The following is a 13750-nucleotide window of genomic DNA, read 5'->3' as shown; positions in this document are numbered from 1 at the left end:
GACTCGTGAGATTCGAGGTCAGCAAGGTCCTCGATGCCATCGAGGCGCGGCTGTCCACCGACCCGGCCCTGGCCCGGGCGGTGGTCGACCTGTCCGAGATCGTGCGATACGCCGACCTCGACGGTGGCCGGCCGGCCAGCTCGGTGCGCCTCGGCCTGGTCGTCGATGCCCTCAGCCGATACCTGGCCGAGGAGAACGTGCCCGTCTACGTGATCTCGCCGCGCGGCCTGCTCTCCGACACCGACCTGACCTCCAACGAGCGGATGGTGATCCGCCGCTGGGCCGACGACGGCAAGGTCGAGGTGGTGCCGGTGCTCGACGACCGGGTCTTCGAGGTGGCCGAGCTGCTGGGCGTGCCGGTGCTCACCCGTACCCGGGGCGATCAGTTCCGTGGCCGGCGGCAGTGGATCGACGAACCGGGCCGGCTGCTCGCCGCGGTCGCCGGCGAGGGCGGCACGCCGGTGCTGGTGTCCCGGGTGGGCCGCGGCGACCCGGCCCGGCAGCCCGAGCGCTCGCCGATGGGCGAGAGGCTGCTGGCCCGGGTGTGGAGCTGCTCCGAGTCCAACTGCACGAGCTTCGGCACCGGCGGCGACCCGGACAGCCCGTTCGCCGACATGCGCACGTTCACCAGCCCGGTGGCGCAGCCGCCACCGGCGGTCCGCTCCGGGGTGCCAACCTGCCCGCGGCATGGCTCGAAGCTCAAGGACGCGGGTCCCCGCCCGGCGGTCGAGGTTCTTTCCGTACGCATCGACGGGGTGGTCCGCCAGCGCTTCGTGGTCTCGACCGAGGCGCCGGTGGTGGTCGGCCGCGCCCCCGAGGGCGGCAAGGGCGTCATGCTCGGCCAGTGGCTCACCGAGGACGCCCGGAAGTGGATCAGTCGCGGCCACGCGCAGTTCACGCTGCGCACCGACGGCACGCTGCTGGCCCAGGACGTGAGCACCAACGGCACCGGCATCAGGCCCGGCGGCTCGCAAGACGATGACGAGCGCGTCACGCTGAGCCGCAACGAGTCCCGCCCGCTCGCCGCCTCCGACGTGGTCGAGCTCTACGCCGGGGTGAACGTGGGCCGCTCGAAGCTGTGGGCCACCGGCGGCGTCGTCCAACCCCAGTCGGTGATGGGCGAGGCGCCGACGATGGCCCTGCGCAAGTTCGAGCGTTAGAGAATCGCGGCGAGCTGGGCCACGGCGTGGTCCAGCTCCTCGGCCGTCACCACCAGCGGCGGCGCGAGGCGGATGGTCGAGCCGTGGGTGTCCTTGGCCAGCACGCCCTTTTCCGCCAGGCGCTCGCAGGCCTCGCGGCCGGTCATCAGCGCGGGGTCGATGTCGACGCCGGCCCACAGCCCGCGCCCGCGTACCGCCACCACGCCCTTGCCGATCAGCGCGTTCAGCCCGGCGTGCAGCCGCTCGCCGAGCTCGGCGGAGCGCCGCTGGAACTCGCCGGTCTCGAGCAGCCGCACCACCTCGACGCCGACCGCGCAGGCCAGCGGGTTGCCGCCGAAGGTGGAGCCGTGCTCGCCCGGCTTGAGCACGCCGAGCACCTCTTTGTCGGCGGCGACCGCCGACACCGGCACGATGCCGCCGCCGAGCGCCTTGCCCAGCACGTACATGTCGGGAATGACCTCTTCGTGCTCGATCGCGAAGGTCTTCCCGGTGCGGCCGAGCCCGGACTGGATCTCGTCGGCCACGAAAAGCACGTTGTGGTCGTCGCAGAGCGCCCGCACGCCGGCGAAGTAGCCCTCCGGCGGCACCAGCACGCCCGCCTCGCCCTGGATCGGCTCCATCATCACGGCCACCGTGTTCGGCGTGATCGCGTCGGCCAGCGCGGCCAGGTTGCCGTAGGGAACGATCACAAATCCCGGCGTGTACGGCCCGAAGTCGTCGCGCGCGTCCGGATCGGTGGAGAAGCTCACGATCGTCGTCGTACGCCCGTGGAAGTTGTCGGCGGCCACGATGATCTCGGCCTGGCCGTCGGGCACGCCCTTGACCCGGTAGCCCCACTTGCGGGCCACCTTGATCGCCGTCTCGACCGCCTCGGCGCCGGTGTTCATCGGCAGCACCAGGTCTTTGCCGCACAGCGCGGCCAGGCCGTGGCAGAAGTCGGCGAACTGGTCGTGCACGAACGCCCGGCTGGTCAGCGTGACCCGGTCGAGCTGGGCGTGCGCGGCCGCGATCAGCCCCGGGTGCCGGTGGCCGAAGTTCAGCGCCGAGTACCCGGCCAGGAAGTCCAGGTAGCGGCGGCCGTCGACGTCGGTGACCCAGGCGCCCTCGGCCTCGGCGATGACGACCGGCAGCGGGTGGTAGTTGTGCGCCGTCCAGCGCTCGGCGTCGGCCAGAGCCTCCGGCGTACGCATGTCAACACTGGTCACTAGCGCACCTCCAACGTGCAGCACTTCGGTCCGCCGCCGGCCTTGCGCAGCTCGGAGACGTCGACCGTGACGGTCTGGTAGCCGGCCGCCCGCAGCTCGGAGGCCAGGTGGGTGGCCTGCACCGGCAGGACCACGGTACGGCCGTCGCTGACCGCGTTGAGGCCCAATACCGCGGCATCCTCCGCATTCGCGATGATCGCGTGCGGGTACAGCTGCTTCAGGACGGCCTGGGAGCCGGGGGAGAAGGCCGGCGGGTAGTACGCGACGTTGGTGTCGTCGAGCACGCACAGCGCCGTGTCGAGGTGGTAGTAGGCCGGGTCGACCAGCTGCAGGGTGATCACCGGCCGCTGGAGGACCTCCTGCGTCTCGGCGTGCGACGCGTGCGACGTGCGGAAGCCGGTGCCGGCGAGCAGGATGTCGCCGGCGAGCAGGATGTCGCCCTCGCCCTCGTTCGTGTGCTTGGGCTCGGTCACCGCGAAGCCGCGCTCGCGGAACCAGGAGGCGTACGCCGGGGCCTCGTCGGCCCGCTCGGCGTCGCGGAACTGCACGGCGAGCACCCGGCCGTCGACCACGGTGGCGCCGTTGGCGGCGAAGACCATGTCGGGCAGGCCGGGCAGGGGGTCGATCAACTCGACGGTGTGGCCGAGGCCGAGATATGTCTGCCGGAGCGCTTCCCACTGCGCGACGGCGAGCGCGTTGTCGTAGGGCGCCGTGGGATCCATCCACGGGTTGATCCGGTACGTCACCGCGAAGTGGGTGGGGCGGCACATGAGGTATCGGCGCATGACTGAAACGCTAGGTCGCGCCCGCGTAGCTACCCAGGGCTCAACCGTGCGTGCCGCGTTCGATTCTTGCGTGCTCAGACGATGTGCCGGCGAATCATTGCGCGGGAGGGGCGGCCCATGATCAGGCCGCCCCACCACCCGGGATCAGAAGTGGTTCACGGTGTGCGTGTCGAGCCAGTCGCGCAGCGACGGCACCGAGTTGGTGTCCGTGCCCAGCCAGGTGAGCGAGCCGGTCAGCGCCAGCACGCCGAGCACGATCGCGGCCAGCGCGAGGACCATGCCGATCATCGCGTCGGTCTTGCCGGCGACGTGCCGCTTGCCGGTGGCGTGGATGCCGCTGAGCGACAGGATCAGCGCCAGCCCGGCCACGCCGATGCCCCAGCCGAGCAGCGGCCCGGAGAGGACCAGCAGAACCGCTGCCACGCCGAGGATCAGGCCGAGCGTGGCGAGCAGGCTCGCTCGCGGCTTCGGCCCGGCCACCGGCGGGGTCGTCTGCGTGTCCGTCTCGTCCTTGGGGAAGACCGGCCGCGAGACGGTCGACGGCGGGGGAGGTGGCGGCATCGTGCGGTCGGCGCGCGCCGGCGCCGTCGGCAGCTCCGCCGTCTTGGGCTCGTCGCGCTCATCGCGGCGGGTCCGCACGGGCGTGGTACGGGTGTCGGTGGCCGCGGCCGTCCCGGACGGAGTCGGGCGTTCGGCATCCGGGGTCTCGGTCTCGGTCTGGCGGGAGAACGTCGGGATTCTCACGTCAGCACCTCCTTGACGGTTTCAGGGGATATCCCGTCCTGTACCCCGATCACCCGCCGGGCACACCAAAGGGCGCGGACCCGCAGGTCACGCGCCCCTCGAGGGTGTATATCAGGCCGGCAGCGACACCACGTCGCTGGCCTTGGCGATCACGTGGTCGACGAGGCCGTAATCTTTGGCCTCGCGCGCGGTGAACCAGCGGTCGCGGTCGGCGTCGCGCTCGATCTCTTCCGCGGTGTGCCCGGTGTGGAAGGCGATCCGCTCGTTCATCACATGCTTGATGTGCAGCATGCTCTCGGCCTGGATGGCGATGTCGGCCGCGGTGCCGCCGATGCCGCCGGAGAGCTGGTGCATCATGATCCGCGCGTGGGGCAGCGCGTACCGCTTGCCGGGCGCGCCCGCGCAGAGCAGGAACTGACCCATCGAGGCGGCCATGCCCATCGCGATCGTGGCCACGTCGTTCTTGATGTACTGCATCGTGTCGTACACCGCCATGCCGGCGCTGATCGAGCCGCCGGGCGAGTTGATGTACAGCGCGATGTCTTTCTCGCTGTCGTTCGAGGCGAGCAGCAGCATCTGGGCGCAGATGCGGTTGGTGACCTCGTCGTTCACCTCGCTGCCCAGGAAGATGATGCGCTCCCGCAGGAGCCGCTCGAAGACCTGGTCGTCGAAGGATGCGCCCCCGCGCATCGTCAGCTCGTCACTCATGCACACCAGCTTTCCGCAGCACAACCACCAAATCCCAGTGATTCCCCTGTGGGCATAACCGCGATTCACTTGTGCGACTGAGTACCGTTGCTCCCCGTGCCAGAGGGACACACCATTCATCGACTCGCCGTGCGGCATCGGGAGCTCTTCGCGGGGCGCCGGCTCGCGGTCGGCAGCCCGCAGGGACGCTTCGCGGCGGGGCCAAGCTGGTCGGCGGGCGCATGCTGCGTGACACCGAGGCGTACGGGAAGCATCTGCTCCACCATTACGACGGCGACCTGAGCGTCCACGTCCACCTGGGACTCTACGGAAAGTTCAGCGACGGGGAGCCGCCCGTGCCCGAGCCGGTCGGCCAGGTCCGGATGCGGGTGACCAGCGATACGCACTGGCTCGACCTGCGCGGGCCGGCCGCGTGCGAGGTGTTCGACCCGGTGCAGGCGCAGGCGCTGCGCGACCGGCTGGGCGCCGACCCGCTGCGCGACGACGCCGCCCCGTTCGACGCCGGTAAGAAGGTGCGGGCGAGCACGAAGCCGATCTTCGCGCTGCTGCTGGATCAGTCGATCGTGGCCGGGTGCGGGCTGATCTACGCGAACGAGGTGCTGTTCCGGGCGGGGCTCGCGCCCACCACGCCGGGGCGGATGGTCGGCGTCGAGCAGTGGGACGAGATCTGGACCGACCTGCGGGCGCTGATGAAGGAGGGCGTGGCCCGCGGGCGCATCGACACGGTGCACACGCAGCACACGCCCGAGGCCATGCGGCGGGCGCCGCGGGTCGACCGGCACGGCGGCGAGGTGTACGTCTACCGTCGCCCCGGTCAGCCGTGCCTGGTGTGCGGCACGGCGGTGGCCCGGGGACCGCTCGCCGGCCGCAACCTGTACTGGTGCCCGATCTGTCAGCCGAGCGCCTGAATCCGGCGCCCCCGACACGTCAGCCGAGCGCCTGAAACCGGCGCCCGGTCCGTCAGTCGGCCGCCTTCGCCTTCCCCTTCGCCTCCGCGGCGGCGGCGCCCGCGCCGGCACCCGCCCCAGCGGCCGCGCCGGCCGGCGCCGCCGGTGACGCGGGGGCCGATGGGTCCGGGGTCGCCGGCGTCTCCGTCGGCGTCGGCGAGGCGGTCGCCGGCGTGGTGGGAGTCGTGGCCGGGGCCGGGTCGCCCGGGATGCCCAGCGCGAAGCTCTCCTTCAGCCACGGCAGCAGCTTCTGGTACGCCGCGATCGTGTCCGGCTGGTTGAAGTCGTGCGACAACACGATCGAGCCCGGCCGGACATGCTTCTTGATCTCGGCGACCACGCGGTCGATGTGCGCGGCGTCGGTCTCGCCGGGCTTGTGGTCCCAGTCGGCCGGGTCGACCTGCCAGTAGAGCGAGGTCATCCCGGCGTTGGCGGCCACGCCGACGAGCCGGTCGGTGAAGTTGCCGCCGGGCGCCCGGAAGAACGGGATCTTCGCGTCCGGCACGGCGGCGCGGATCGCCGCGTTGGTCTTCGCGAGGTCCGCCTGGATCTGCTCGGGCTTGTCCTTACCGATCGTGAGGCTGTGGCTCCACGTGTGGTTGCAGAGCGTATGCCCCGCGGCCACGATCTGTCGCACGATCTCGGGGTGCTTCTCGGCCTGCTTGCCGACCAGGCAGAAGGTCGCCTTCACGTCGTACTGGTCCAGCAACGCCAGGATCCGGGGGGTCTGCGCGGGGTCGGGGCCGTCGTCGAAGGTCAGCGCCACCAGGGCCGAGCCGGTGGTGCGCAGCGACTTGCCGGGCCCGGTGTTCCGGGCGTCCGGGCGGGCGGCGCCGGTCGTGGCCGCCTCCGGGTTGTGGCCGTCGCCGGTCGGCGCGGAGGCCGCCGGGATCGCCTTCGCCGCGTCGGCGTCGCCGCCCTGCTTGTCGTTGCCGCCGTTCGAGTCGTTGCCCTTGGCCTTCTGCGCCGCGTGGTTGCCGGTGCCGCGGGCGGCGGCCGCGTTGACCGCGTCGATGCTGTCCCGGCCGCGGGCGCCGGGCACCGCGATCAGCAGCAGGCCCACCGCGACCAGGGAGGCGAGCAGGAGCTGCTGCCGCGTCTTGCCCATCAGCAGCCAGGACTCGATCGGCAGGGTGCCGGGCGCGCGGTGGCTGCCGGTGACCGGCGGCCGGGCGGGCGCGGCACGATGGGCCGCGGAGCGGCGGCCGGCCGATCCGCCCGTCGCCGATCCGCCCGTCGCCGATCCGCCCGTCGCCGATCCGTGCCGCGCCGAGCGAGCGGGGGCGTGGGCGGCGGAGCGCTGATGGCGGGCCGAGCGTGGGCCCGGAACCCAGGTGTCGTCCTCGAGCAGGGTGCTCACCCGGAAGGGCGCGGACGAGGATGCGGCCGGCGACTCGAGCCGGCGATGCCGGCCGCCGGTCCCCGCGGGGCGCAAGTTCTCCGGCCCGTCCGCCGGACCCGGCGCCGCTGACGGCGGAGTCGCCGGGCTCGGGTAACGGAGGGATTGCGGCGACATGCTGCATCTCTACCGTGCGGCATGATCTGACGCGATACCGATTCGGTGATTCCATCCCTACGGTGTGTAGTAACACCTGCTGGCGTTCCGTGACCACCGCTTCACAAATTCGGCCGGATCCTACAAACCATCTCAATCACATAGCATTGTGGACAGCGTCGGTGGCCTTCCGCGCCGCGATCAGCACCGGGTCCCACACCGGGGCGAACGGCGGGGCGTAGCTGAGGTCGAGCGCCGTCATCTCCTCGACCGTCATCCGGTTCCACACCGCCACCGCCAGCGCGTCGATCCGCTTCGCGGCCTCGGTACGGCCGACGATCTGCGCCCCGAGCAGCGTGCCCGTGCGGCGCTCGGCGATCAGTTTGATCGTCATCAGCTCGGCGCCCGGGTAGTAGCCGGCCCGGCTCGTCGACTCGACGGTGGCGGTCACGAAGGCGAACCCGGCCTTGCGCGCCTCCTTCTCGGTGAGGCCGGTCCGGGCCACCTCGAGCTCGCAGACCTTCGTCACCGCGGTGCCGATCACCCCCGGGAAGGTCGCGTAGCCGCCGCCGATGTTGATGCCCGCCACCCGGCCCTGCTTGTTCGCGTGGGTGCCGAGCGGGACGTGCACGGGATCGCCGGTCAGCAGATGCCGCGTCTCGACGCAGTCGCCGGCGGCCCACACCCCCTCGATCCCCTCGGCGCGCATCCGCCGATCGGTGCGCACGCCTCCGGTGACGCCGACCGGGATCCCCGCTTCTTCGGCGAGCGCGCTGTTCGGCCGTACGCCCAAACCCAGCACCACGATGCCGGCCTCAAGCGCGCCGCTCGGGGTGACCACTTCCCGGACCTTGCCGCCGCTCGTCCCGATGCCCGATACGTGCGCGCCGGTGACGACCTCGATGCCCTCTTCGCCGATCGCCTTGCGCACGAGCGCGCCCACGTCGGGGTCGACCGTCTTGCCCATCGGCTCGGGCGACTTCTCGAGCAGCGTCACCTCCAGCCCGCGCTTGACCATCGCCTCGGCCATCTCGACCCCGATGTAGCCGCCGCCGATCACCACCGCGCGGCGAGGCTTCTCGCGGTCGAGCCAGTCGTGGATCGCCGAGCCGTCGTCGAGGGTCTGCACGCCGAAGATGCCGGCGGCCGGGATCCGGGCCCATTCCGGCGTGACCGGGGACGCTCCCGCCGCGTACACGAGATGGTCGAAGCCCTCGCGCACCTCGCCGCCGCCGGACAGATCGTGCGCGACCACCTCGCGCCGGTCCAGGTCGATGCCGATCACCTCGTGCCGCAGGCGCACGTCGATGCCGGCCTTACGATGCTCCTCCGGCGTGCGCGCGACGAGCGCGTCGCGCTCACCGACAGATCCACCGATCCAGTAGGGGATACCGCAGGCCGAGTACGACGTGAAATGCCCCCGCTCGAACGCCACGATCTGCAGGCGATCGGACGCGAGCCGTTTGCGGGCTTGCGAGGCCGCCGACATGCCGGCCGCGTCCCCGCCGATGACCACCAGCTTCACGAACCCACCCTAGCCGCGCGGAAGGTCGCCCCGGGTGGCCTTGGCGAGCCAGTCGACGACATCGGCCACCGAGCCCCGCCGGGAGAGGATGGCGCGCTGGCGTGCGGCGCCGGTGCCGTGCGAGCGCAGACGTCCCATCAGGACGGTGGCCATCTCGAGGTCGCCGTGGCGTTCCAGCTCCGGGCGTACGTGATCGAAGAGCTGCCGCATCAGCCGCCAGGCCGGCCGGGGCTCGCGGGTGGCCAGGTCGACGGCCACGCCCTCCAGGCCGTCGTGCGCCGCTCGCCAGTGGGCGGCCATCAGTAGCGGGTGCGGGACCTTCGGCGCCGGGATGCCGTCCCGCACGTCGCGCAGCAGGGTCGCGACCAGCGCACGGGCCAGGGCGGCCAGCAGCATCGCGTCGTCGAGCGTCGGGGTGACGTCGCCCATCCGGATCTCGACGGTCGGGTACTTCGCCGAAAGGCGGGCGTACCAGTAGAGCATGCCCTCGTCGAGCATCGCCCCGGTCTGCTCGAGGTCGGCGACCAGCGTCTCGTAGGCGTCGACCGATTCGAGGTAGGGCGTCGGCCCGACGGTGGGCCAGCGCTCCCACATCATCGAGCGCCAGCTCGAGTATCCGGTGTCGTGGCCGCCGAACAGCGGCGAGTTGGCCGTGGCGGCGTGCAGGACCGGCAGCCAGGGCCGTAGATGGTTCAGCACGGCGACGCCGGTCTCGGCATCGGGGATGCTGACGTGTACGTGGGTGCCGCACATCCCCTGGCCGGGGGAGAGATCGCCGTAGTGCTCGCGCATGCGGTGATAGCGCGGGGTGTCGACGATCCGCGTCACCGGCCCGGCGCCCGGCCCCGTGCCGACGGCGAGCAGGCGTGTCCCGGCCCGCTCGGCGGCGTCCGCCACCTGCCGGCGCAGCTCGCGCATCGCCTCGTACAGCCCGGCGAGCTCGAGTTGCGGCGGGCTGGCCACCTCGATCTGGCTGCTCAGGTATTCGTGCTGCACCGAGCCCCGCAGCACGTCGGGCACCCGGTCGACGACCTCCTCGACCGCCTCCACGCCGCGCGGCTCGACCGCGTCGACCAGGATGTACTCCTCCTCGATGCCGAGCGTGAGGAAATCGTGTGACTCGGCCTCCTCGGCCATCTCTTCGGAGATCGTGGTCCCGCCGGAAGCAGCGTCCATACGTCCGGATTACCCGTTCGCCCGGCGCTGAAAACGGATCGTTGCGGCAGCGAGCTAGCGTTGTGGTCATGCTGCTTGAGGGTTTCTGGGCGTTCGCCGCCCTCCTCGACCCGACCCGCGCTGGTGCGCCGGGGCAGCTCGTGCTCGGCTTGGCCCTCGTCGCCGCGGCCGTCCTCCTGATCGCCGCGGCCACTGCTCTGCCGTTGCCCGCCCTGCTCGCCGCGCCCGCGGTGCGCGCGTTCGCCCGCCGGGCCCGCGTCGCCACCCGCTCCCGCCTGGCCGACCCCGATGCGGCCGGCCGCCCGCGCTCCCGAGCGCCCTCGCTCGCCCCCGCGGCAGCGTAAAAGCCTCTCTCCGAAGCAAAACCGGCATGCGTGAGCATGTCCGGTCGCTGCCGCCTCGCGTCCTTTTCCCATGGATCGCTAGGGGTGTCGCTTCATGTCCATTTTCGAAATTCCCAGTGCCATCGTCAGCGCCGCTCATTCCGCCATCGAATCGCTGGCCGACCTTTTCGACCCGTTCGCCGGAGCGGCCGCCACGGCGGTGGCCATCATCGTCTTCACGCTGCTCATCCGGCTGTTGATCAGTCCGCTCACCTATCAGCAGATCCGGGCCCAGCGCCGCCAGGCCGCCCTCGCCCCGGAGGTCGCGAAGCTGCGCGACAAGCACGGCAAGGATCAGATGGCCCTGGCCACCGCAACGCTGGAGCTGCAGCGCGCCAACGGGATCAGCCCGTTCGCGGCGTTTCTTCCGGGGCTGGCGCAGGCGCCGTTCTTCATGGTGATGTACCACGTTGCGCTGCGAACGCCCGAAGGTGCGCTGATGGGCGTCCCGCTGACCGCGCATCTCGCGGCCGGCCTGCCGGTGTTCGCCGTCCTTCTCCTGCTGGCCGGCGCCCTGGCCTGGTGGTCGTCGCGCCGGATGAGCCAGACGACGCAACCGGCCGCCCCGGGGACGCCGTCCCTCGGCTTCCTGCGCTACATGCCCTATCTGTCGGTTCTGGCGGTGGCGTGGATGCCGCTGGCGGGCGGCATCTATCTCGTCACCTCGACCGCCTGGACGGCGCTGGAGCAGGCTTTGTTGCGCCGCCCGGTAACAACGGGCAATCGTTGACCGCCAATATTGACACGCTTCCGTAACGGGCCTGAAATGAGGCCTGAGAGCGCTCTCACGCCTCCTCACCCCCCTACGGAAAGGCGTTCCTCCGATGGCATCTGGCACGAGAAGACGGCTCCGGGCCCTCCTCGCGGTATCGACCGCGGCCATTGCGGTCGCGGCCACCGCGGTCTTCACGATGGACGCGAACGCGGCCGTCCCGTCGGCGCCGGCCGGCATGACGACCGTGTTCAGCGACGACTTCACCGGCGCGGCCGGCACCGGCCTCAACCGCAGCAACTGGCTCTACGACATCGGCACCAGCTATCCGGGCGGGGCGGCCAACTGGGGCACCGGCGAGGTCGAGACGATGACCGACTCGACGGCAAATGTGTATCAGGACGGCAGCGGCAATCTTGTGATCAAGCCGATCCGCAGTTCGTCCGGGCAGTGGACGAGTGGTCGGGTCGAGACCCAGCGCACCGACTTCGCGGCGCCGGCCGGTGGCAAGGTGCGCATCGAGGCACGACTGCAGCAGCCCAACGTGAGCGGCGCGGCCGCGGCCGGCTACTGGCCGGCGTTCTGGGCGCTCGGCGCGGCGGCCCGCCCGGTCGGCGCGACGAACTGGCCGAGCATCGGCGAGTGGGACATCATGGAGGACATCAACGGCCGGTCCTCGGTCTTCGGGGCGCTGCACTGCGGCAGCAATCCGGGCGGCCCGTGCAACGAGACGACCGGCCTCGGCAGCGGCGAGCGGGCCTGCTCCGGCTGCCAGACCGGCTTCCACACGTACGCGATCGAGTACGACCGCAGCACCTCGCCCGAGCAGCTGCGGTGGTACCTGGACGGCAACAACTACTTCACGCTGAACTCGAACGTCGTCGACGCGACCACCTGGAACAACGCGACCCACCACGGGATGTTCGTGATCCTCAACGTGGCGATGGGCGGCGGCTTCCCGGCCGCGTTCGGCGGCGGCCCCACCGCGGCGACCCAGTCCGGCGTGCCGATGGTCGTCGACTACGTGGCGGTCTACCAGTCGTCGGGTGGCACCACCACTCCGCCCACCACGTCGCCGACGACGACCCCGCCGACCGGCACGACCCGCGACGCCTACTCGCGGATCGAGGCCGAGTCGGCCAACACGCAGTCCGGCACCCAGACCGAGACGTGCTCCGAGGGCGGCCAGGACGTCGGCTACATCGCCAACGGTGACTGGCTGCAGTTCAACAACGTCAACTTTGGTACGGGCGGCGTCAAGGACTTCGTGGCGCGGGTGGCCTCGGGCGCCGGATCCGGCGTGAGCGGCCTGATCGAGGTGCGGGTCGACAGTCGCAGCAACGCGCCGATCGGCAGTTTCGCGCTGGCGAACACGGGCGGCTGGCAGACCTGGACATCGATCCCGGGCAACGTCTCGAACGTGTCCGGCACGCACACGGTCTACCTCACCTTCACCAGCGGCCAGCCGGCCGACTTCGTGAACGTCAACTGGATCCAGTTCCGCCGGTAATAAGTTTTATCGATGCCCCGAAGGCCTGACCTGCGTCTTCGGGGCATCGCCATTCGCGAAAGATTTAAGGATGTTTAAGTTCCGTCCCTCTGGACTTTTATTGTTAACAGTCCTAAAGATTGATGCATCTCAACGTGATGCATGGAGGGACGGCGATGCGGCGCACCAGATCCGTGATCCTCGCAACCGTGACGGCGCTCGTCGCCGGCGGCGCGGCGGTGTACTTCGGCGGCAACGCGAGCGCGGCGGCGGCGTGCGCCCCGGCGTGGTCGTCGACCGCGGTCTACGTCGGCGGCAACCAGGCCTCGCAGAGCGGCCACAACTACACCGCGAAGTGGTGGACGCAGAACGAGTCGCCGGCCACACACTCCGGCCAGTGGGACGTATGGGCCGACAACGGCGCGTGCGGCGGCGGGACGACCCCGACCACGACGCCGCCGACCACCACCACCCCTCCGACGACAACCCCTCCGACCACGGTTCCTCCGTCCAACGGGACGCTGCCCAAGCATTTCCTCACCGGCTACTGGCAGAACTTCTACAACGGCGCGGCGGCCCTCAAGCTGGCGTCGGTCCCCGACAACTATGACCTGATCGCGGTCGCCTTCGCCGATGCGACCTCCACGCCGGGCGCGGTGAGCTTCACCCTCGACTCCGGCCTCGCGGCCCAGGTCGGCGGCTACACCGACGCCCAGTTCAGGGCCGACATCGCCACTCTGCACTCGCGCGGCAAGAAGGTCATCATCTCGGTCGGCGGCGAGAAGGGCACGGTCAGCGTCGCGAACGCCACCGCGGCCACCAACTTCGCCAACACCGTCTACTCGCTGATGACGACGTACGGCTTCGACGGCGTCGACATCGACCTCGAGAACGGACTCAACGCGACCTACATGGCGCAGGCGCTGCGCAGCCTGCGCACCAAGGCCGGCGCCAACCTGATCATCACGATGGCGCCGCAGACCATCGACATGCAGAGCACCGGGTCGTCGTACTTCGCGCTGGCGCTGTCCATCAAGGACATCCTCACGGTGGTGCACACCCAGTACTACAACTCCGGCTCGATGCTCGGCTGCGACCAGAACCAGGCGTACTCGCAGGGCACGGTGAACTTCCTGACCGCGCTCGCCTGCATCCAGACCCAGAACGGCCTGCGCCCCGATCAGGTCGCGCTCGGCCTGCCGGCCAGCGGCAGCGCGGCCGGCGGCGGCTACCAGTCACCGGCGAACGTCAACGCCGCCCTCGACTGCCTGGCCCGCGGGACCAACTGCGGCTCCTTCAAGCCGCCGGCGACGTACCCGGGCATCCGCGGCGCGATGACCTGGTCGATCAACTGGGACGTCACCAACGGCAACTCCTTCGGCAACACCGTCAAGCCGCACCTCGCCACCCTCCCCTGACCC

At 70.9% G+C, this 13750-nt stretch carries 12 protein-coding genes and 1 pseudogene; 6 read left to right on the top strand and 7 right to left on the bottom strand.

Translation table 11 applies throughout. The features are described 5' to 3' along the window. The first annotated feature begins 5 nt into the window (after positions 1 to 5). Positions 6 to 1160, top strand: a complete 1155-nt coding sequence (locus ACIA5D_RS03250) for an FHA domain-containing protein (protein ID WP_396028171.1) — start codon at positions 6 to 8, stop codon at positions 1158 to 1160. Here ACIA5D_RS03250 and rocD read toward each other — a convergent pair. The 4 genes and pseudogenes from rocD to ACIA5D_RS03230 all read right to left on the bottom strand — a co-directional run bounded on the left by rocD (position 1157) and on the right by ACIA5D_RS03230 (position 4602). After that, positions 1157 to 2350: an ornithine--oxo-acid transaminase gene (gene rocD / locus ACIA5D_RS03245; protein ID WP_396028586.1), complete on the bottom strand. Its 1194-nt coding sequence runs from the start codon at positions 2348 to 2350 to the stop codon at positions 1157 to 1159. The genes ACIA5D_RS03250 and rocD overlap by 4 nt on opposite strands. A gap of 14 nt (positions 2351 to 2364) precedes the next feature. Then, positions 2365 to 3159: pseudogene (gene ddaH / locus ACIA5D_RS03240) on the bottom strand (dimethylargininase); the annotation flags it as partial. 135 nt (positions 3160 to 3294) lie between these two features. Then, entirely contained in the window at positions 3295 to 3894 is a 600-nt protein-coding gene (locus ACIA5D_RS03235) for a hypothetical protein (RefSeq protein ID WP_396028170.1), read from the bottom strand. 111 nt (positions 3895 to 4005) lie between these two features. Beyond that, the gene (locus tag ACIA5D_RS03230; RefSeq protein ID WP_396028169.1) at positions 4006 to 4602 is read right to left on the bottom strand and encodes an ATP-dependent Clp protease proteolytic subunit; all 597 of its coding nucleotides are present in this window, start codon (positions 4600 to 4602) and stop codon (positions 4006 to 4008) included. Positions 4603 to 4823: 221 nt separating this feature from the next. Here ACIA5D_RS03230 and ACIA5D_RS03225 point away from each other — a divergent pair, with 221 nt between their 5' ends. After that, a complete protein-coding gene (locus ACIA5D_RS03225) occupies positions 4824 to 5510 on the top strand; it encodes an Fpg/Nei family DNA glycosylase (protein WP_396028168.1) in 687 nt (228 codons plus the stop codon). Positions 5511 to 5562: 52 nt separating this feature from the next. Here the strand turns inward: ACIA5D_RS03225 and ACIA5D_RS03220 are convergent, their stop codons facing one another. The 3 genes from ACIA5D_RS03220 to ACIA5D_RS03210 all read right to left on the bottom strand — a co-directional run bounded on the left by ACIA5D_RS03220 (position 5563) and on the right by ACIA5D_RS03210 (position 9706). Next, positions 5563 to 7065, bottom strand: a complete 1503-nt coding sequence (locus tag ACIA5D_RS03220; protein WP_396028167.1) for a polysaccharide deacetylase family protein — start codon at positions 7063 to 7065, stop codon at positions 5563 to 5565. Between the two features lie 136 nt (positions 7066 to 7201). After that, positions 7202 to 8533 carry an FAD-dependent oxidoreductase gene (locus ACIA5D_RS03215; RefSeq protein ID WP_396028585.1) on the bottom strand — a complete coding sequence of 444 codons (1332 nt, stop codon included), beginning with the start codon at positions 8531 to 8533 and terminating at the stop codon, positions 7202 to 7204. A 45-nt stretch (positions 8534 to 8578) separates the two neighbouring features. Beyond that, the gene (locus ACIA5D_RS03210) at positions 8579 to 9706 is read right to left on the bottom strand and encodes a glutamate--cysteine ligase (protein WP_396028584.1); all 1128 of its coding nucleotides are present in this window, start codon (positions 9704 to 9706) and stop codon (positions 8579 to 8581) included. A gap of 107 nt (positions 9707 to 9813) precedes the next feature. Between ACIA5D_RS03210 and ACIA5D_RS03205 the strand changes: the two genes are divergently transcribed. From ACIA5D_RS03205 to ACIA5D_RS03190, 4 genes are all read left to right on the top strand, one after another. Further along, on the top strand, positions 9814 to 10089 hold the full coding sequence (locus ACIA5D_RS03205; RefSeq protein ID WP_396028166.1) for a DUF6412 domain-containing protein: 276 nt from the start codon (positions 9814 to 9816) through the stop codon (positions 10087 to 10089). A gap of 94 nt (positions 10090 to 10183) precedes the next feature. Then, positions 10184 to 10858, top strand: coding sequence for a YidC/Oxa1 family membrane protein insertase (locus ACIA5D_RS03200; RefSeq protein ID WP_396028165.1), 675 nt, complete (start codon positions 10184 to 10186; stop codon positions 10856 to 10858). 94 nt (positions 10859 to 10952) lie between these two features. After that, the gene (locus ACIA5D_RS03195) at positions 10953 to 12350 is read left to right on the top strand and encodes a carbohydrate-binding protein (protein WP_396028164.1); all 1398 of its coding nucleotides are present in this window, start codon (positions 10953 to 10955) and stop codon (positions 12348 to 12350) included. 155 nt (positions 12351 to 12505) lie between these two features. Next, positions 12506 to 13747 (top strand): chitinase, encoded by a 1242-nt coding sequence (locus ACIA5D_RS03190; RefSeq protein WP_396028163.1) that lies wholly within the window; start codon positions 12506 to 12508, stop codon positions 13745 to 13747. Positions 13748 to 13750 lie beyond the last annotated feature (3 nt).

This window comes from Actinoplanes sp. NPDC051513 (assembly GCF_044454685.1).
Taxonomy (GTDB): domain Bacteria; phylum Actinomycetota; class Actinomycetes; order Mycobacteriales; family Micromonosporaceae; genus Actinoplanes.
This window is presented reverse-complemented; position numbering and strand designations above follow the sequence as displayed.

Bases quoted from the DNA above. Each gene is read 5' to 3' on its own strand.
- ACIA5D_RS03190 (WP_396028163.1), top strand. From the start codon at position 12,506: ATGCGGCGCACCAGATCCGTGATCCTCGCAACCGTGACGGCGCTCGTC.
- ACIA5D_RS03210 (WP_396028584.1), bottom strand. From the start codon at position 9,706: ATGGCCGAGGAGGCCGAGTCACACGATTTCCTCACGCTCGGCATCGAG.
- ACIA5D_RS03215 (WP_396028585.1), bottom strand. From the start codon at position 8,533: ATGTCGGCGGCCTCGCAAGCCCGCAAACGGCTCGCGTCCGATCGCCTG.
- ACIA5D_RS03220 (WP_396028167.1), bottom strand. From the start codon at position 7,065: ATGTCGCCGCAATCCCTCCGTTACCCGAGCCCGGCGACTCCGCCGTCA.
- ACIA5D_RS03225 (WP_396028168.1), top strand. From the start codon at position 4,824: ATGCTGCGTGACACCGAGGCGTACGGGAAGCATCTGCTCCACCATTAC.
- rocD (WP_396028586.1), bottom strand. From the start codon at position 2,350: ATGCGTACGCCGGAGGCTCTGGCCGACGCCGAGCGCTGGACGGCGCAC.
- ACIA5D_RS03200 (WP_396028165.1), top strand. From the start codon at position 10,184: ATGTCCATTTTCGAAATTCCCAGTGCCATCGTCAGCGCCGCTCATTCC.
- ACIA5D_RS03205 (WP_396028166.1), top strand. From the start codon at position 9,814: ATGCTGCTTGAGGGTTTCTGGGCGTTCGCCGCCCTCCTCGACCCGACC.
- ACIA5D_RS03230 (WP_396028169.1), bottom strand. From the start codon at position 4,602: ATGAGTGACGAGCTGACGATGCGCGGGGGCGCATCCTTCGACGACCAG.
- ACIA5D_RS03195 (WP_396028164.1), top strand. From the start codon at position 10,953: ATGGCATCTGGCACGAGAAGACGGCTCCGGGCCCTCCTCGCGGTATCG.